This window comes from Pseudobutyrivibrio ruminis AD2017 (genome assembly GCF_000424305.1).
GTDB lineage: Bacteria > Bacillota > Clostridia > Lachnospirales > Lachnospiraceae > Pseudobutyrivibrio > Pseudobutyrivibrio ruminis_B.
Genome location: NZ_AUJQ01000014.1, coordinates 25,361 through 44,490, shown reverse-complemented (window position 1 = coordinate 44,490; position 19,130 = coordinate 25,361). Strand labels below are relative to the sequence as shown.

Below are 19,130 nucleotides of genomic sequence, written 5' to 3'. Positions count from 1 at the left end.
ATCAGGAGAATATTTATCTCTGACTAAATCATAAATAAAAGACCAATCAATGGCTTTATCTATGATTCTTAGAAGATGATCCTGGGGAACCAAGTCATCAGTACATACAAATTCAATCTGCTTTCTAGCCTTCTCATTTTGTTCTGTAATCATTATTCTAACCCCTTGTTTTGATACATTTATTATACCAAAAAAGAGGTGAGAAAGCTTGGAAAATCAAGGATTTCTCAGCTTTTAGTTAGCCTAAAAATGAAAGAACTGGAGTCCGCTGACTCCAGTTCCTCCTTATTAAAAAGAAAAGGTCGCGACGAAAGCCGCGACACTTTGTCTACACTCTGAGCACTGAATCATATTGATTCAGTGCTTTTTTTAATACAATGCCAAATACAAGATAACAGCATCTCTAAAATTGCGAGGGTTGTAGTTGGTCTTTGTCATTATTTTATTTAGGCGTTGTTGGACAGTGTTTTTGTGTAGGAATAACGCGTCAGCGGTTTTTTGGAGAGACATATCATTGTCGTAATAGCTTTTTAAGAATATACGGTCGTTTTCATCCAATTTTCCGATGACTTTATTATTAAACTCACTTCTTATATTTGCAGGAATAGATGAAAAGAACAGTTCTATTGTCAAATCGTCAAATACAATGTAATCGATAGTCTGATTGTCGCCCCCCGTGTGCAAATTGTGCATCGTATTTAATGATTTTAAAGCTATTTTAGTGGAAGAATAGGATTCATTACACTTGTAAAGAGGCATTGCTTTGCCCACAGCTGTTTTTACAATTCCTGAGTGGAGGTTTGCAAAAGTCTTCAGGGTATATTCATCATGTTTAAATGACTCATCGCAAATAAGACCAATAAATTCATTTGGATAAATATATACATATAATCCATTTTGAATCTGACTAAATAACGTTTCTATATCCTGGTCCATTAGTGATTTGTTAAGTAGATTATATCTGTTGTTAACTTCTATAGAAACGATTCGGTAATCTTTTGTTTTGTCTATTTTAAATTCGGTTAAGCATTCATCAAAATATTCAGGGTTATCAAATTCACAATAAAGAATAGAGTGCATTAAATATTGTTTCTTCTCCTCCAGTGTTCGATGAACCATGTCAAGCTCCTGCTCGTGAAGTAATAAAATGGCGATTCGTTCAGCTAAGTGGGCGAATCTTCTTACCTCTACAGGATTTCCAGTGATACCAACTACAGCGATAATTCTTTTATGATAATAAATAGGAATATTAATGCCTTTATTGGTGCCAGGATATTGCTCATCTGATAGAACTTCGATAGTCTCGCCGGTCAAAGCTACCTGACGGCCTATTTCATGATATGTATCCAGGCGACTATAGTCGTTGGAAGCATAGATTATGCCCTTGGTGTTAATGAAATTGACGTTATATCCACAAACATCATGGATGGTATCTACGATTTCCTGGGCCAGGATTTTGGAAATGGAATTAATCATAATGGACTCCTCTTTTTGTCAAAAGTGTTATATATAACATAATATAAAACTAAACATCCGTAAAGATGGTACAGGTAACATTTAAATTTAAATACATTATATGTAAAATATTTTTAAATTAAAGAAATAACGTAGAGAGAGGAGATTACTTATGAAGGTAGTAACTGCCATAGATTCATTTAAAGGTAGCATGACTTCGATTGAAGCAGGTCAAGCTGTTGCCGAAGGATTTAAGAGAGCTAACAGGGATGTTGAAGTTGTTGTCAGACCGCTAGCTGATGGTGGCGAAGGAACAGTAGAGGCCCTTATCGAAGGAATGAACGGTGAAAGACATGAAGTTCTTGTAACGGGACCATTAGGTGCTCCAGTTAATTGTGTTTACGGAATTATAAAAGAATCAATGACAGCAGTCATCGAAATGAGTGGAGCTGCGGGCATTACACTTGTTGAAAAGAAGGATTTAAATCCATTGGATGCTACAACCTACGGCGTTGGCGAGGTAATCAAAGATGCAATCGGTAAGGGCTGCCGCAGATTTATCGTGGGAATCGGAGGAAGTGCAACAAACGATGGTGGCGTTGGAATGTTGCAGGCCTTAGGCTATGGATTTTTAGATGCATCTGGAAAACAGATTCCATTTGGCGCTAAGGGATTAAAAGAATTAGAAAGAATTACAGATGACTATGTTATCCCTGAGCTTAAAGAGTGCAAATTCATGGTTGCCTGCGACGTAACAAATCCTCTTTGCGGTACAGAAGGATGTAGTGCAGTTTATGGTCCACAGAAGGGCGCAACACCTTCCATGATTATGGATATGGATAAATGGTTAAATTATTATGCTGCAACAGCTAGAGAAAAATATCCACACGCTGATCCAAAGTACCCTGGAACAGGCGCTGCAGGCGGAATGGGATTTGCCTTTATGACATTCACTAACGCTAAGCTTGAATCTGGTATAAAGATAGTTTTAGAAGAAACTAGATTAGAGGATTACATAAAAGAGGCGGATATCGTAATCACTGGCGAGGGAATGCTTGATTTCCAGACTGCTATGGGAAAGGCACCAATCGGTGTAGCAAAATTAGCAAAGAAATATAACAAAACTGTAATCGGCTTTGCAGGTGGTGTGACAAAAGAAGCAACTGAATGTAATAAAAACGGAATAGATGCCTTCTTCCCAATCGTAAGAGGTGTTACTACATTGGATGAGGCCATGAATACAGTTAATGCTAAATATAATTTGTCAGCAGCTGCCGAGCAGGCAATGAGACTGTTGATGACAAGATAGAGGAGAGAATGAAATGTACGAATTTACCACAATTGGAGCCATAATTGGAATGGTTCTTGCAATCATATTGATAGTCAAGAAATTTCACCCAGCATACAGCTTAATCATTGGAGCTTTGGTTGGTGGAGTTATCGGTTCATACGGAGACCTGGCGCTTACCGTATCAACAATGATGGATGGCGCAGGTAGCATGATTACATCAGTGCTTAGAATCATGACATCTGGTATATTGGCTGGTGCACTTATAAAGACTGGCGCTGCAGAGAAAATCGCCCAGGTAATCGTCAAAAAAATGGGCAGCAAGCGAGCATTATTTGCAGTTGCTGTTGCCACAATGATTATTTGTGCTGTAGGTGTGTTTGTAGATATTTCTGTAATCACAGTTGCACCTATCGCTCTTGCCATCGGTAAAGAAGCAGGATACAACAAGCAATCGTTGTTGATTGCCATGATCGGCGGTGGAAAAGCTGGAAATATTATATCTCCAAACCCTAACACTATCGCAGTATCAGAGTCATTCGGAGTTGATTTGACATCACTTATGGTAAGAAACATCGTTCCAGCCATCTGTGCATTAATCACTACAGTTATTCTTGCAAATTTCCTTTCTAAAAAGAAGGGGTTGGAAGTATTAGACACAGATTTGGAAAAATCTGAATCAAAGGAATTGCCATCATTTTTAAAGTCTATTGTAGGACCTGCAGTGGTTATTATTCTTTTGGCGTTAAGACCAATTGCTGATATTGCAATCGACCCAATGATTGCCTTACCAATAGGTGGATTAGTATGTACAATCGCTACAGGAAACGTTAAGCAGTTCGGCAGCTTTTCAGAGTTTGGTTTAAGCAAGGTTACAGGTGTATCAATCCTTCTTTTAGGTACAGGTACAATCGCTGGAATTATTAAAGCATCGGCATTGCAGCAAGACGTTGTTAGCTTACTTAACATGTTCAACATGCCAGCATTCTTGCTTGCTCCTATTGCAGGTATTTTGATGGCGGGCGCTACAGCATCTACTACAGCTGGTGCAACAGTTGCATCTCAGACATTCTCATCTGTTCTTACAGCCGAGGGAGTTGATGCTTTAGCTTCAGGTGCGATGATTCATGCAGGTGCGACAGTTATCGATTCACTTCCACATGGTTCATTCTTCCATGCAACTGGTGGCGCAGTGAATATGAATATCTCTGAGCGAATGAAATTAATTGCTTTTGAAGCAATTGTAGGATTAACAAGTACAGTTGTTTCAGTGATTATTTATTTAGTTTTTGCATAAATTACGTTTTGAATATCGGCGCAGGCGGAGTTTGACAGATATTTTTAAAGTAGCTGAAAATTGGAACAAGAATAACTAAACGGAATGCTAATTTACAGGTTCGGCAACGGTGTCTGATAAGGCAAATTGTATCAAGTCTGCTGGATTTGAGGATGGATTAATCCAATCATTTATTTTTTCTTTAGGGAGCATAAGTGGCATTCTATCGTGGATTTTGGCCAAGTCTTCAGTGGGTTCTTTAGTGAGGACTACGAAGACAGGATAGCCATCTTCGATGCGATACAAACCACATAGCCAGGTGGTGGCGCAGCCAGTTGGCTGAATGGCGTATTTGTCCCCAGTCTTTACCTTTCCATTAGGGCTTTTGAAGTGCTCCCACTCGTAGTAGTGGGAAGCAGGGATGATGCAGCGGTGTGACTGCCAGGAAGATTTGAATGTAGGTTTTTCGCTGGCGGTCTCCAGTCTTGCGTTGAATAAGGTTCTCTTATTATCTCTGGCGGTGAATCCCCACTGCATAGGAAATATACATTTTTCTCCTTTTGAATTAGGCGCGATTACTGGGACTATGTCTGTAGGGCGGACTTCACCATCTGTAGTGAGAGGTCTGGCATGAGTGTCCACAAATTTGGCCGTGAGGGCAGAGTTTTTTGCAATATCTATTATTTCTTTTAGTTCTGGTTGAGTTATATCAAAGGCATATCTGGTACACATGGCATTCGCCTATGGGTATTCTTCTGCAGGTATATGTTCTAAGTCAGAATAGCTAGTTTCAAAAGACAGCTCGGTATCTTCGATTTCGTCATTGAATCCTTTTAGCGCATCGAAAGGGCTGAATATTTTGGCACGTCTGGTTAAATCCATTGGTGGATGTTTGATGGAAAAATCATCAAAAGGTGCATGCGCAGGCTTGCCTTTTTCATACACTTTTTTGTATTTATCTGCAATCATATCATTTCGTCCAGCTTCATGTTTCTATCATCAATATATATGTCGCAAGTGATTTTTCTGCTGTTGTTTCCGTAAAGCTCTACTATTTCTGGAAGATTATCATTGATGGCATCAAAGAAAAGACCATAGTGTTTGCACCATTCGATGGCATCTTCTAAAGGTTTCCCGGCCCTGCAGGTCCATAAGATTATTTTGCTGCCAGCGCTTTTTTGTTTTTGCAGATAATTGATTAGCGGAAGATTAGGTGCGCCAAGGCTAGGCCAATTTGAAAAACATAATGTATCATCAAAATCTACTGCTATGATTGTATTATTAAGTTCCATATCTCTTACCTCCTTTATAATAAGCGAACAAAGATTCCGAAAATATGTTTGCTTGTAAGAAGATAATACACCCGAACATGCATTCTTGTAAATCGAACAAATTATAAAATTTATCTATAAGATTTATCTATAAGAATGTGTAGACCTACTATAAGTTTTTTATGGATAGGAGAGAGGAGTTTTGAGTCATAATAATCTTTAGCAGCCAAAAAGCTAAAACTAAAATCAATATAGGAATTAGACAAGTTACCACTACCATTACGGCCAAAGCACGGATGAGTTGTGATAAATAGTTTCCGGCGTTTGATACAGTTGCTTCTGCTGAATTTGCCAGTTGAGAAATAACGCCCTTGTCTTCCACATCAGTAGAGGACAAATCATTGTTCTGTGCAGCTGATATGGTCTCTTCGTATGTTTTGGAAACTATATTTGTAATCTGAACGGTGCAAGGAACGATTAGATAAATAATAATGCCAGCGAGCAGGAGTTTAACGGCTATCTCTTTAAATTTTACGTTCTTAAAGATTAAGTTGAGAGCCAGCAATAAACAGATGGCTGGAATAATAATATTCGATACGATATATCCTGAAATTAGAGCAAAATACTGCTCAAAAAACAGAGCGCTTAAAACAAGTAAAAAGTATTTTGAAAAATCGGCTAGCTGCTCTGCAATAGGGGTACCTGCATCGCCTGGGATGAGCGAGATGGCGGTAGAAGCTATTGCGGAACCTGCGGAAAGGCCCATAACAGTATTGATTTTTTCATCAAATGATTCTATGTTTGTTTTATTAAGAGAAAACTCTGGGTCAGTTGTAATTTTACTAAGTTTTGTAAAAGAGAATATGCCTACGAAAACGCATAGCATGATAAGACAAATTCTTTTGATAGTTGAATTCATTATTAGCCCCCTTATTATTTAAATTCTATTGTATATTCATTAACATCAATAAGCTGCGCAACAAAGTTTTTGATTATAGTCTCAGCTTGTGTATTTGCTCTTTCCAATACACCTTTGTTTATAGCATTAGCTTTGGCGCTTTCTTTAAATTCTTTTTGCGCATTATTAAAATCCTTTGGCTTTAGTGGATTCCAGAATTTTGTATCAAGATCATATTCCTTGAAGCTGTTTTCATCTACAGTTACGGTGTGTATTTCTGAATCTGGAATTGCTATAGAAATCGTTTTGGTTTTTTCGTTGATTGAAACTTTTATCTTTGAAAAGTCTACGCCAGCTTCTACAACTCCGTCGTAACTGTAAGTGAAGGATGATTTAGAAGTCCAAAATGCGATTTTCTTTGACTTGGAATATTCTTCAACTTGAGTAAAGTAATACTCTTGAGTAATCAGAAAGCCCATGTCCTTTAGCCCATCTTCAATTATTGAAAAGTTAGTAGTATAGCTTGTGTTTGAATCGTCGTATGATTTTGGAACCAGATTTTGAAAGGTTGAATTTGAATCGCCTGATTTTGCATGGCTGGTTTTGATTAAATACAATGAGCCAACGGCAAAGATGATAATCAGAATGATTCCTAATAGATTTAATAATTTCTTTTGCTTTATATTCATATATGCCCCCTTTTAGCATTGTGTAAATTAAATGCCTTTTTCATTATATGCTAATTAGTAGCAGGATTCTAGGTTTTAGGCATAGTCTCCCAATTGTTATACAACATAGGTTAGCATTCTCTAACTCGATGTGATATTATTAGTTAGCAAAGATATAAAACGTTTAAAGTTCATAGATAGATGGTGATAAAATGAAATCAGCTACAGAATACAAGGAATTAACAATTAAAGAATTTTCAAAAGCCGCAGATATATATGAAACCGGCCATGCCGGTATCTATGAGATGTGCAAGGACGACTATCCATATATTTCGGAGGAGCTAGAAATAGACAAATTAGAAGCAGGCAAGAAATTTCGATTGCATTTGGTAGCAAGGAAATAATTATTTGGAGGTAATAAATTACATGAAGAAATATACAGTAAAAATAGATGGTATGATGTGTGGTATGTGCGAGGCTCATATCAATGATGTAATTAGAAAAATTGTACCAGGAGCAAAGAAGGTTACATCCTCTCATAGCAAAGGCATTTCTACTTTTTTAGCAGAAGAAGTTAATGAAGAGAAGTTGATTCAGGCTATTTCAGAAATGGGGTACACTGTTTTAGATATAGAGAGTGAGGAGTATAAGAAAAAGGGCCTGTTTTTCCATTAGAAGAGGTCTGCTAATAATATAGGCCAATAATATCCCCTTCTGTGATATACTTAACTTAAGTTAATTCGTATATACGGAGGGGTATTTTTATGCCTAAGGGGGCTAATGAAATTCTTCTTGTAATTGATATGCAACAAAAATATATGAACAGCTACGAGCCAAGCTTGCTTGAGAGAGTTAACTTGCGTATTCAAAAGGCTGTTGCTACAGATATGCCGGTAGTCTATGTGAAAAATGTAGGAAAGCCTGAGAATGAAGATAAGTATGTACTGGCAGAAGGCCTTGATGTAGTATCTGGATTTGTATTTGCTAAAAGATGGCCAAGTGCTTTTTCTTCGGAAGAGTTTGTCCAGTTCATAGAACAACTTAAGGTAGATACTATCAATATGATTGGTGTTGATGGTAGATGCTGTGTAGCCAGGAGCGCCATTGATGCTAAAAAAAGAGGATATAAAGTTAAGCTTTACCTAGATTCTGTTGCAGCAACTAATGATAAATTCTTTTTAAAAGAGCTTCCTGAAATGCAGAAAGCAGGGATAGAAATAGTATCCTACAGAAGCATAGAATGAAAAAGATAATCTTGAGGTAGCACATGTTTTTCAGAAAAAGGATTGAAAAGAAAAAGTATGATAAAACCGCAAAGAAACCTGTAATCAAAGCCAGCATTTGCAATGGCGAACAAGTAGCAGGTTTTAAAGACATTAATACGGGATTGTTTGAAGAAATAATGCTTATACGGAATCAGGAAGACTTATCAGCTTTTAAAGAAATGTATGGTATTGATGGAGAAATTGAAAAGATTTATTAAGTGAATTTGACTTATTTTTATTTTCACTTAAAAATCGCTAAGGCGGTTAAGTTTATTTAAGAAAGACTGCCAATTCACTTAACTCCAAGAAAATTTCTAATGATTTTTTTAAGTTTATTTTTAGAAATTCTTATTAAACTTAACAGGTTTTGGAGAATTTAAGTGGAAAAATAAGAATTCATATTACACTTAACTTTTTTCTAATTTCTAGTTAAGTGAATTTCTCTAACCAGTCATATAAACTTAAAAGCGATGATAGAAAGGAAAAAATCATAAATATGGATCATTTTTATTTTATTAGACACGGTGAAACCGTTTGGAATGTAGAAAATAAAATCTGCGGAACGACAGATATTGAGCTTACAGAAAGAGGACATGAGCAAGCAATAGAAACAGGAAAGAAGATATTAGAACAGGGCATTACTGCGGATGTAATCCTTGCATCACCTCTTGTTAGAGCGAAAGAAACTGCAAGACATATCTCGGAGATTACAGGAATTCCTATGGAAATAGAGCCAAGACTTAAAGAGCAGAATTTTGGTAGATACGAATCTACTCCTAGAGATGGCGCAGAATTTCATGAGGCCAAAAAAGATATGGCAAGCAGATTTGGAACCGGTGAATCCATGCTACATCTGGCCCAGAGAATATATAATCTTATAGATGATATCAAGGCAGAAGATAGAGAAGTCATCTTGGTAGCCCATAATGGAATTACAAGAATGGTGGAATCCTACTTCAGAGAAATGACTAACGAAGAGTTTTCATCTTGTGGAATCAAAAATTGTGAGATTAAGAGATACAATTTTTAGGTGATTAGCCATTATATGTTAATTCAACAAAGCCAGCACAGGAAAGAAAACTGGATGATGCGTGAGCATGATGTGGTGCATAAAGAGTAGAAAGGAATAGCATTATGAGTAAATCTATTGATACTAAACATATATCTGAAATGGAAGCAATATTGGATGAGGCAAATGAAATTCTGGATACATTGGATGAAAATCTTAATCGTCTAAATGCAATTCAATCAAAAATAAAAAACCTTGAAAGCTATTATTCTAGTAAACAATGGGTTGATGATTTCACTGCTGACGAGCAGGGGCTTCTTCCAAAAGAATTGAAGCGCGGAGTCTTATCAGAAGATGGTATTTCGTCTATGCTAGAGCGAAACAAAGACTACCTGGAGTTGACAAATGGATTTAATAGCTAATCATTTCATGGAGGGGTTTTGCATTTGAGAATATTTGTTTTAACCATGAGAATCAAATAAAAAAAGCGTTAGGTATAAGTGGTGAAAATACCAGCCATTCTCTATGGTCAAAAAGGTCAGATGATACTGATGGCACACAAATTGATATGATAATTGAGAGAGCTGAGAATCATTCAAAAGCTATTAAGGATGGTATGGCCGCAAGCTGAAAAAGAGGATGAAGGAACTATTCCCTCATCCTCAATTTATTCTGTAATAAATCTTTTATTTAAAAGCCTCTACATGTCTAAAATGACATGCCTCAAAAAAGAAGAGAAAAAATGAAAATGTTTAGTTAGCAAATTCCAATGAATTTATCATATCTGAAAAAACTCCTGCAACCTGATTATCCATTGCTTCATCTCCTCCGTTATGTCCATCTAATTCAAAAATAAGCGCGCCATCCATGTAATCTCTGGCAATTGCTGTTACGTATAGAAGAGGATAATAAGTTTTAATTATCGCAACGCGATGAAAACCATGTAAATAGTGCATGTCAAAGTATTATGACATCCGAAAACTAATAAATGTCAAAGCCTTTTGATGGCTAAAAAATTAATGTCTCAGTATACCAACTATTAAAAGGAGATGTTGAACAAATGGGAAAAATTATCACAGACAAAACAAAAACAAACATTAGTAAAATGAACTTTTATGTGACGAGTATGATGATTACGTTTGTAATCATTATGGTTTCAACACCAATCATGGCGCTTCAGATGGAGGGGCTTTGGTTTTTACTTCAATTTGCATTTATTAGTTTAGTAGCAGGGATTATCGGATATATCATTTTTTAATAGAGCTGGAGAATGAGAATAATGACTAATAAATTTTTAAAGAAATTACTAAATATATATAAGGGTTCAGAATACATAGTATAGTTGTTGATACGTAAAAGAGTGTTCTAAATACATAAACATTCTGAGTTGTATATATACTTTAAAACGATATAATGGTGAATGCTGTTTTATCTAAAATGAGGGAGAAAAAAGGTTTTACCTAAAAAGAAAAATGCCAAAAATTGAAACAAATAACGAGAATAATACTGTAGAAATTTCATTTGAATGTAAGCCTAATTCAATGCTATTGGACTCAATGAAATATTATGGATGGAGATGGAACTCAAATAAAGACGTTTGGTTTAATACTAATAGTTCTAATAATATACATTTTGCAAAGGTGATTTGCGAAAGTTTAGGTTTTGATGTGCATTTAGAAACAGGCACAGCTGAGACGACAAATGCCACAAAATATGATATTGGAGATAGGGTTCTGTTTAAAAGAAACAACAAAAATCATATAGGAATCATTGACACATATAATGAAAATGACAATTCCTATAATATTTCATGTAGTTCATTTTATGAGTTAGGTGAAAGCTATCTTAACGATGTATGCAAGGTTAATGATTCAACTATTGAAGAAATATTACCTAAAAATGTAAAGTGTCAGAAAGGAGGCTGCGTAAGGCTTATATCACCAAACAATGAAATAATAATCGGAATTATTTCTTTATACGACAAAGCTAATAAATTAATAAACCTTGACCATTTTACAATTAATGATAATGGGACTATAAAAACAGAGGTATATGAAAACATATCGATTGATCAAATACTAAACAACGAAAAAGTTGAAAAGGCTAGACCTTTTAAAATTGATGATATAGTTATTTTTCACAGTTCCACACATTACGCAGATGTTACAGGAACAATTATTCATCTGTACAATTATGGTAGAACTGCCACTGTAAGTTATAGAGTTACATCATATGAGGAAGAATATGGGAAACCCGAAAAAGTAGTTTGTCAAAATTGTCAAGAATCTGTTCCAATTGAAAAACTAAGATTAGTTCGCAGGGGCTCTAATCCTGTCAAAAGAAATGCCTTAATACAGAAAACTGAAGAAGAACAAATTGCTAGTAATGAGTTAATAAAAAATAGAATAATAAACAAGAACGATTTTTTTAGTGACGCAGATAAAATTGCTTGTAATGACTCTTTATATAGACACCAGAAGGCAGGCGTTCTTTTAGCTAACAAATATGATAAATTTGCTTTTTTCTATGATACTGGTACAGGGAAGACAGTTATGTCGCTTGATATCATTTCATCCAAGACCAAAAAAGAGCAAGCTCGTTTTCTAATAATAGCTCCAAAAGCTATTATTAAAACTGCATGGTTAGATGACGCAGCAGAATACTATCCTGACATGAAAATCATGCCATTATATAAGGGGATTTCTCGAAGCAGAAAGCAAGAGATATATAATAGGTGGAATCAATTTAAATATGGTGGGAAATATGTTGATGAAGACAAACAGCTAATTAATTTTGCTCAGTTGTTTCTAGATCTATATGATTTAGGTTCAATAAAGAGTAATGAAGATACGAACATTGATAAACAAATGGAAGCAGAAGCGCAACACTTTATTATTAATTCTGAGCTATTTATAAGAAATCCTGATTATTATATAAATCACTATTGTATAAATGGAATTGTCATGGACGAAAGCGCATTATTAAAAAACTATGATAGTTGTACAGCTCAAGTAATGAGAAGGGTATGCAGGGGAATGAAATATGTGTATCTTCTTTCTGGAAAGCCTGCGCCAAATAATAGTATTGAATATTTCTCTCAAATGAAGATAGTTGATCCAAAAACTTTTTCAATGGATTATAAAGAATTTCTCGATATTTTTTGTTATAAAAAGTATCAAAAATACTTTATGATACCAAAGAATGAGAAGACATTTGCTGAGCTTGTATCATTGAAATCGTTAATTATCTCTAAAAAAGATTGTCTAGACTTGCCAGATGCAGTGGATGTAGTACGCTTGATAGAATTGCCAGAATCTATCATGCAAGATTATAACAATTTGTATTTTAAGTGCATGACAATTATAAAAGGAATGGATGATTCACAAATATACTATAGTACCAATTCTAGATTGTCAATTCTAATGAAATTAAGGCAAATGGCATCAGGTTTTTTTATCTTAAATGAGGGTGGCGAAAAAAAAGAAAAAGTAATTTTAGATATTCATAAAAGCAAAATACTAGAACTAAATAATGTGCTAGATGAAATAGAAGATGAGCAGGTTATTATTTGGTGTCAGTTTCAGCATGAAATTGAGATGATCGAAGAAGAATTATCAAAGCGCGCATATACTGTCACAGCTTATGGAAAAACCAAAAACATAGAGGCTAGTATAGAAGCTTTTAAAAGCGGACAAGCAAAATTTATAATTGCACATCCTAAAACACTTAAGTATGGAGTAACATTCACAAATTGTAAGTATACCATTTATTATTCATTTTCTTATAGTGCGGAAGATTATGACCAGTCACATGATAGAAATTATCGTCTTGGGCAGACACAGAAATGTACATACATATATTTGCAAGCTGCAGACACAATAGATGAAATAATGTTTGCTAAAGTTATGCATAAACTAACAGATGCAGAATTTTTTGAAGCATTAGTTAAAGATTGCGCTGCTCATGGAATAGATTATGATGCATTAAAACCTGTTTCTGACGCTAAGATTAAAGAGGCAATAAAAACCAAAGAAGGCGAAATAAATATTTTTGCTTCTGAAATAACTAAGAAACATGGAATAAAAACTGAACATAAGATAAATGATATTGATAAGAAGGATTATTACACTACTATTGATTATCTTGATCAGATAGATGAACCTTCTTATTGGGAGCTTAATAATATTGAAAAGAAATTGTCTACACAGAAAAGTGGTATAGATTACATTGATTCACTGAATGAGTCGCTGTTTGACATTTCTAGGCCAGATTATTTTGACTTTATACATCCAAATGAAGATATATGTAGTTTTGATATAGACATGAACTATTTTGATTATCTTCACTTATTAACAGACACAATAGAGGAAAATAGATGGAAATATAAAATGTTTAGAGACTTAACATTAGCTCTTAGGGAAGTATCACCGGCTCAACGTGAAATTGTTATAAAAAAATACGGATTAAAAGGCGGAAAAACAATGTCATTGTCATCAATTGCCTCCTATTTAAGAAACAAAAATGAATTTGAAAAAGAATATACGTGGTCCGGAGCTCATGTTTCTGAAGAATTGGATGAAGCACTAGCTATAATAAAAAAACATTTTGATAGTAAATCTGGAAGATATATTAAAAATCTAATGACTAGATATGAATTTCAAAAAAAATATTTGATCAAATATTATGAATCTGTTGGTAGATTAAGAGAAGATTGGGCGCGAGTATTATAAGCAACTTGTTAGAATATCCATTTAAGTGGCGGTAGCTTCCTGGAAATAACTAAGGGCTTCAGAATATTTTCTGAAGCCCTCTAAAATTATTTATTATCGTAATACTGATCTAATGCTGATGAAAACCATCTACCGTTCAAAACATTTTTGCCCATAAGGTCCTTTATATCTTCGGAAACAATATCATCGGCGTTCATCTGGCCAATTATTTTTCCGTAAGATGAAGATACGTTTTCAACAGAAACAATAGCGTTATTAGCATCGGCATCCAGAACTAATGATACAGGATTTGAGCTTGTCCAATTGCTCCAATTATCTAATCCTGCGCCATTTGGATTTCCAGTAACCATGAAGTTAGTGAGATACTGATCAAATACATGTGCCATGTTCTGGTAACCTGCTGTGCTAAAATCTGCAAAACTTCCATAAGAATGATTATCTGTAAGCATTGGTACGAAAATTCCGTGGAATGAACCCATTATTGGGATTCTTGTAGCGCTGTCAGTGCTTCCATATCTGACCTGGCAAAGGTACATGTTGTTTTTGTACTTGCCATACATTTCTTCTGCAGAACACTGAGCGTTAAAGATTCTGTACATCTCTGAGCCATATTCGATAGCATAAGATTTTGCCAGATTTTGTGTATTCTCATCAAGTGTCTTCATATCAGCACCTGAGAAGTATGAGTCAAAAGCTGAGAACAAACTAAATTCGGTCTCGCCAGTAAGCATTAATACAGGTACATTATTATATTTAGTTGTTTTGAATCCCTCAGAAGGAATAACTACATCATCAGCGTAAAGATGTGGGAAGACACTCATTCGAATGCCAGCGTTTGACATAAGCTGGCAAAGTCGGTCAGCATCAATACCCTTCATGTAAGTGACAACAGCTGGGTCATCTGAAAGTAACCATGATTTAGCTGCTTCTGCATCGGCAAACAAGCCGTCCTCTACTGCCAAAGGTGCAACAGCTTTAGCCATGATTTCAGCACTTTCATCCTTGTCAGCTACTGTCATACCACCTGAATAAACTACAGCCTTATCAAATTTGCCTTCAAAAAGAGGACTGATAAGCATAGCCATTACATCTCGACCACCTGCAGAAAATCCAGAAACAGTGATGTTGTTAGGATTTCCACCGAACTGGGCAATGTTGTTTCTAACCCAATCAAGGGCCATGGCAATATCTAACATAGCATAGTTGCCAGTTGAATCCTTTGATGTGTGGAACGCTGGAAGAGCGTTAAATCCAAGGATTCCAAGACGATAGTTAAGAGAAACGTAGATGCAATTTTCATCTACAGTAATTTGTGTACCGTCGATTTCTGTAGAGCTTCCAGTTTGGTTGTTTCCGCCATGGATATAAACCATTACAGGCAGATTTTTTGCATTAGCTGGTGCGTAAACATCCAGGTTTAGGCAATCCTCAGAACCAGAAACGACAGTCTTACCTGTGGCATAATCGGTTCCGCTCTGGATAGCCTTGTTTCCCAATTTAGAGCAGTCCATTGTTGCATTCCAGCTTGCAGGAGCAGTAGGAGCTGCCCATCTTAAATCACCCGAAGGAGCTGCAGCGTATGGAATTGAGTACCACACATTACATGTGTCAGTGCTGGTTCCCTTAACCGCACCGTATTGTGTCTGCTTTACTAAAGATGTGGCATTCACTTCATTTTCAATTTTTACATTTGTTGTTGATTTTGGTGCAGCCAGAGCTGTTAAGCTTGAGCCGCTAACCATTACGATGGCAAGTGATAATGCCATAATTCTTGATAATCTCTTTTTCATTTTTCTTCTCCTTATTCTTCCCAAAAAGTTATTACATGACGAGTATAGGGGGTGGTAGTAACTACCATGCAACAAAAAATCCATTAATTGAAATTTAGTAAAATTGCATATATAATTTTTAAATCATCATTTTAGGAGAATTGAGATGAAAAAAAGTTTTTTTTCCATAGGAGATTATTCTAAAAAAGTAGGGGTTTCTCCTGAATATCTAAAGTTTTATGAAAAGAAAGGATTAGTGTCTCCCGCTTGGAAGGATGACCGTTCCTATAGATATTATGGGGATTATCAAGTAACGCATTTTTTAGAATATCAGCAGCTTAGTCGAATGGGCATGTCATTGGAAGACGCCAAGGAAATCCAAGAACATGCAAATCTTAAAGAACGTTTGGAGATTTATAAAAAAGCCTGCGATGAGAAGCGCCAGGAATTGGAACAGCTGGAATTGTTCCTGATGCAAATAGAAGATACTTCAGTTGCTATCGAGAATATTGTAAATAAAAGAGGATGGCGCATTTCCGAAGTTCCAGTGGCTTATTTTGTTTACCCAAAAACATTTGATAATAGTGAATCACTAAAAAATCCAGTTTGGAAAGATAATTTCAGTATGAATATTACTCAGTACGTGAAATTGAAGGACAGAAATTGCGATAGACTGGAGTCTGGAAATTTTGAACGTTATTGGGGCGCCATACAACCATTTGGGGAAATAATTTATAAAGAAGCAAGCAGCAATCCTAACAATGAAATTTTGATTGTGGGAGGTTCAAAATGCTTTGTTTATGAGCACGCTATTCCAACAGACTATGACGAAGAGGGGAAATTAAGTGATAGAGTGTGGGATTTATCTGAGCCTCTTAAGATTCTTAAAGATAACGGATTTAAGAATAAGGGAGTGGTATGGCAGAAGAGACTTTGCGTTAGTCATGAGGCGGATGGGGAATTTTTACAGGTACAAACTATAATACCGATAGAATAGTTCGATTTTAGTGGAAAAATATAGAAAAATTAGATATTATATATATGCTAAGTAATATTTACTGAAATATATTGAGGAGGCATAATGTAATGGGGAAAAAATTTAAGCTTAAGGTAACCGAGTACAACGACAAAAAAGAGGTTATCAGCGAAGAACTAATGGGGAAGGCTACTAATATTCAGGATGCTGAACGCTATATGCGTGATTTTATATTAGGTGGAATGATCTTTTTCAATTATCGTGTAACTAACGTATCTAAGGATATTAAGGTTTCTGTTAAAGAAGCTCCTGATTATGAATGTACATATAGATTTTATGATACATCAGATAGCATTATTTTTATTTCACATGCGTTCGATTACGACATTGTCAAAGAAGACGAGGACGGAAGCGTAACTACAAAACATGCTTCATGCTCTTTAGTCGAAGTAGACAGCTAATTAAAAATTGGGCGGCTGAAAAGTCGCCCAATTTTTTTATCCTATAACATAATCAGCACATCCTCATCCCCATAGCTAGCAAATGGTCCTGGGGCAGGAGTGATAGGTCTATGATTTCCAAAGTAATCCTTATCGAAGATGATAGGAGTGCCATCTGGATTTTCGAAGGCCTGCTCTGGCTCGAAGGCAAGACCTAAAGATTCTGTAGAAATCATTTCATCTGTGAAGTCCTTAAGGGCAGCCTTTAACTTGCCGGAAAGATAATACTTTCCATCTTTTTCCACAACAGCAATCTCTGGATTAAAATCTTTATCTTCAAGCTTGTGTTTTTCATTTTTATAAATGTTTGCGCCGTTTAAATAAACATTTCCATCCACCCAAACAGGAAGATGTCCGAAATGAGCCTCTGCAAGTCCACCCATGTCTGGGTCAGTATCTGGTGCGAAAGGCTTGTACCATTCTTCGTATGTAGGGAAGATGTCAAATGGCGCAGTACCAACAGCCTGATAATCAGCGTCCGCAGCAGTCTTTGTGGCGTCTGTAATAGGGTACTGCTGTACGAAAATGTTGTTGTAGATTCTGTCATCACCATGAAGAATAGTCATGAATCCAGCTACCTCAGTCCTGTGGCGGATGTGGTAAGGAGTGTAACGTGGCTCACGCTGATTGTTAATAATGCTATCTACACCTGAGTTGATAAGGCTGAAGCTGCCAAGCACCAGGTTGTGCACACATGCAATTCCTTCACTAGGAATGGTAATTGCAACAGGTGAAAGCAGAAGATTGTTGTCGATAAGTGTAGGACCATGACCAACCTCCACAAATACATCTGTATTGAACATAGCACCATCTGCCTGAGCGCGACCTTCTGGGCGGCAGTTATGATGCATCAAATTTCCTGTGACTCTTGCGCCCTGAGCTTCCCAGTCAAGCCAGATACCCATGATGTTATCGTGGATGTGATTTCGTCTGATAGTCACATCGATTGCAGCGTGTAATTTGATACCAGCTGTCTCGGCGCCACCTAACTGCTGAGAGTTACAGATATGGTGGATGTGGCAATCCTCGATTGTAGAGAAAACTCCACCCATTCGACCAACAATACCTGTCTGCTCACAGTGATGAATATGGCAGCGTCTGATGATGTGGTGACCGATGTTTTCCTTCAACCAGCCATGATACTGACCACGACAAACTGCATCGCGCTCCATTTGAGTAGGACTTTTCACCTTTCTAACTGTGAAATACATATCGTTTTCAGGGTCCAGATATTTACCAAGTGAGATACCGCAGCAGCGGCTTCCGTAAATCTCGCAATCCTCAATAATCCATCCCTTGCTCCAGTGAGGGCCAATCATACCATCCTGATAAGCAGCTGGGGGAGCCCAAGTGGTAGCAGCTTTGTTGATGTTAAAGCCGCTCACTGTAATATAGTTAATTCCGTTTTCATCTGGCATGAAACAGTTGCGGCGAACAAGAATCTCAACATTTTCCTTATTAGGATCAAGGCCTCTAAAGTTTGCGTATAAAATGGTCTCGTTGGTCTTTTCGTCCTGCTCTGTGAACCAAAGATATGAAGCCTCCTCCAAGTTCCAAGCGCAAGGATGTGGCTCACCCTTTTTGCAATCTTCCAATGAATCGCACTCGTACATCATCGTGTCATTAAGGAAAACTGCACCAGTATGTCTGATGTTATGTGAGAAGTACCAGTCTCCGAAAACTCTTGTTGTGTATGGATTGTAATCAGCAAAAATACCGTTGTTTACGCGAACAGTCCAAACATCCCCATCTAATTTTTCCCAGCCAGATATTTTCTCGGCACCAGTGATAACAGCCCCTAGCTTTTCCATGGATTTGTAAACAATAGGTGCTTCCTTAGTACCCGCATTTCTTGGAGTAACCGTCTCCCTGTAAATTCCATTTGCAACCAACACCTCATCGCCAGCAACGGCAATGGCGGCTGCATCCCCAATATGCTTAAAAGGTCTTTCCTTGGAACCATCCCCATCGCGGAAGGCCTTTGCATCTACATAATAAATCATAGTAAAGCTCCTTTCAGTGTGT

General features: G+C 36.5%; 21 protein-coding genes and 1 pseudogene. 12 read left to right on the top strand and 10 right to left on the bottom strand.

Annotated elements, in window-relative coordinates; all coding sequences use genetic code 11:
- Both G611_RS15640 and G611_RS0109630 read right to left on the bottom strand, forming a co-directional pair.
- A pseudogene (locus G611_RS15640) lies at positions 1-153 on the bottom strand (IS5/IS1182 family transposase); the annotation flags it as partial.
- Positions 154-369: 216 nt separating this feature from the next.
- The gene (locus G611_RS0109630; RefSeq protein WP_028243441.1) at positions 370-1,476 is read right to left on the bottom strand and encodes a CdaR family transcriptional regulator; all 1,107 of its coding nucleotides are present in this window, start codon (positions 1,474-1,476) and stop codon (positions 370-372) included.
- A gap of 151 nt (positions 1,477-1,627) precedes the next feature.
- Between G611_RS0109630 and G611_RS0109625 the strand changes: the two genes are divergently transcribed.
- Both G611_RS0109625 and G611_RS0109620 read left to right on the top strand, forming a co-directional pair.
- The gene (locus tag G611_RS0109625) at positions 1,628-2,764 is read left to right on the top strand and encodes a glycerate kinase (RefSeq protein ID WP_028243440.1); all 1,137 of its coding nucleotides are present in this window, start codon (positions 1,628-1,630) and stop codon (positions 2,762-2,764) included.
- Positions 2,765-2,777: 13 nt separating this feature from the next.
- Complete coding sequence (locus G611_RS0109620; protein ID WP_028243439.1) at positions 2,778-4,040, top strand: GntP family permease; 1,263 nt, start codon at positions 2,778-2,780, stop codon at positions 4,038-4,040.
- A gap of 87 nt (positions 4,041-4,127) precedes the next feature.
- Here the strand turns inward: G611_RS0109620 and G611_RS0109615 are convergent, their stop codons facing one another.
- The 5 genes from G611_RS0109615 to G611_RS0109595 all read right to left on the bottom strand — a co-directional run bounded on the left by G611_RS0109615 (position 4,128) and on the right by G611_RS0109595 (position 6,877).
- Complete coding sequence (locus tag G611_RS0109615) at positions 4,128-4,751, bottom strand: SOS response-associated peptidase (RefSeq protein WP_028243438.1); 624 nt, start codon at positions 4,749-4,751, stop codon at positions 4,128-4,130.
- 9 nt (positions 4,752-4,760) lie between these two features.
- The gene (locus G611_RS14575; RefSeq protein ID WP_036948965.1) at positions 4,761-4,988 is read right to left on the bottom strand and encodes a hypothetical protein; all 228 of its coding nucleotides are present in this window, start codon (positions 4,986-4,988) and stop codon (positions 4,761-4,763) included.
- Positions 4,985-5,311: a hypothetical protein gene (locus tag G611_RS0109605; protein WP_028243437.1), complete on the bottom strand. Its 327-nt coding sequence runs from the start codon at positions 5,309-5,311 to the stop codon at positions 4,985-4,987. The genes G611_RS14575 and G611_RS0109605 overlap by 4 nt, the downstream gene beginning before the upstream one ends.
- A 148-nt stretch (positions 5,312-5,459) precedes the next feature.
- Entirely contained in the window at positions 5,460-6,209 is a 750-nt protein-coding gene (locus G611_RS0109600; protein WP_028243436.1) for a hypothetical protein, read from the bottom strand.
- 14 nt (positions 6,210-6,223) lie between these two features.
- Positions 6,224-6,877, bottom strand: a complete 654-nt coding sequence (locus tag G611_RS0109595) for a DUF4230 domain-containing protein (protein ID WP_028243435.1) — start codon at positions 6,875-6,877, stop codon at positions 6,224-6,226.
- A 191-nt stretch (positions 6,878-7,068) separates the two neighbouring features.
- On the opposite strand from G611_RS0109595, the gene G611_RS0109590 reads away from it, so the two are divergent.
- From G611_RS0109590 to G611_RS0109565, 6 genes are all read left to right on the top strand, one after another.
- Positions 7,069-7,260: a hypothetical protein gene (locus tag G611_RS0109590; protein WP_028243434.1), complete on the top strand. Its 192-nt coding sequence runs from the start codon at positions 7,069-7,071 to the stop codon at positions 7,258-7,260.
- 22 nt (positions 7,261-7,282) lie between these two features.
- Complete coding sequence (locus tag G611_RS0109585; RefSeq protein WP_028243433.1) at positions 7,283-7,531, top strand: heavy-metal-associated domain-containing protein; 249 nt, start codon at positions 7,283-7,285, stop codon at positions 7,529-7,531.
- A gap of 89 nt (positions 7,532-7,620) precedes the next feature.
- Positions 7,621-8,100 carry a cysteine hydrolase family protein gene (locus tag G611_RS15425; protein WP_051195197.1) on the top strand — a complete coding sequence of 160 codons (480 nt, stop codon included), beginning with the start codon at positions 7,621-7,623 and terminating at the stop codon, positions 8,098-8,100.
- A 23-nt stretch (positions 8,101-8,123) separates the two neighbouring features.
- Positions 8,124-8,339 (top strand): hypothetical protein, encoded by a 216-nt coding sequence (locus tag G611_RS0109575; RefSeq protein ID WP_028243432.1) that lies wholly within the window; start codon positions 8,124-8,126, stop codon positions 8,337-8,339.
- Positions 8,340-8,617: 278 nt separating this feature from the next.
- Positions 8,618-9,151, top strand: a complete 534-nt coding sequence (locus G611_RS0109570; protein ID WP_028243431.1) for a histidine phosphatase family protein — start codon at positions 8,618-8,620, stop codon at positions 9,149-9,151.
- Between the two features lie 104 nt (positions 9,152-9,255).
- Positions 9,256-9,552, top strand: coding sequence for a DUF4298 domain-containing protein (locus G611_RS0109565; RefSeq protein WP_036948962.1), 297 nt, complete (start codon positions 9,256-9,258; stop codon positions 9,550-9,552).
- A 330-nt stretch (positions 9,553-9,882) separates the two neighbouring features.
- On the opposite strand, the gene G611_RS15765 is transcribed toward G611_RS0109565, so the two are convergent.
- On the bottom strand, positions 9,883-10,086 hold the full coding sequence (locus G611_RS15765; protein ID WP_155942280.1) for a hypothetical protein: 204 nt from the start codon (positions 10,084-10,086) through the stop codon (positions 9,883-9,885).
- A 104-nt stretch (positions 10,087-10,190) separates the two neighbouring features.
- Here G611_RS15765 and G611_RS0109555 point away from each other — a divergent pair, with 104 nt between their 5' ends.
- Positions 10,191-10,388 carry a hypothetical protein gene (locus G611_RS0109555; RefSeq protein ID WP_028243429.1) on the top strand — a complete coding sequence of 66 codons (198 nt, stop codon included), beginning with the start codon at positions 10,191-10,193 and terminating at the stop codon, positions 10,386-10,388.
- 214 nt (positions 10,389-10,602) lie between these two features.
- Positions 10,603-13,860 carry a DEAD/DEAH box helicase gene (locus tag G611_RS0109550; RefSeq protein ID WP_028243428.1) on the top strand — a complete coding sequence of 1,086 codons (3,258 nt, stop codon included), beginning with the start codon at positions 10,603-10,605 and terminating at the stop codon, positions 13,858-13,860.
- An 86-nt stretch (positions 13,861-13,946) separates the two neighbouring features.
- Here the strand turns inward: G611_RS0109550 and G611_RS0109545 are convergent, their stop codons facing one another.
- On the bottom strand, positions 13,947-15,650 hold the full coding sequence (locus G611_RS0109545) for a carboxylesterase family protein (RefSeq protein ID WP_028243427.1): 1,704 nt from the start codon (positions 15,648-15,650) through the stop codon (positions 13,947-13,949).
- A gap of 145 nt (positions 15,651-15,795) precedes the next feature.
- Here G611_RS0109545 and G611_RS0109540 point away from each other — a divergent pair, with 145 nt between their 5' ends.
- A complete protein-coding gene (locus tag G611_RS0109540; RefSeq protein ID WP_028243426.1) occupies positions 15,796-16,626 on the top strand; it encodes a MerR family transcriptional regulator in 831 nt (276 codons plus the stop codon).
- Between the two features lie 89 nt (positions 16,627-16,715).
- A complete protein-coding gene (locus G611_RS0109535) occupies positions 16,716-17,066 on the top strand; it encodes a hypothetical protein (RefSeq protein WP_028243425.1) in 351 nt (116 codons plus the stop codon).
- A gap of 41 nt (positions 17,067-17,107) precedes the next feature.
- On the opposite strand, the gene G611_RS0109530 is transcribed toward G611_RS0109535, so the two are convergent.
- Positions 17,108-19,108, bottom strand: a complete 2,001-nt coding sequence (locus tag G611_RS0109530; RefSeq protein WP_028243424.1) for a right-handed parallel beta-helix repeat-containing protein — start codon at positions 19,106-19,108, stop codon at positions 17,108-17,110.
- Positions 19,109-19,130 lie beyond the last annotated feature (22 nt).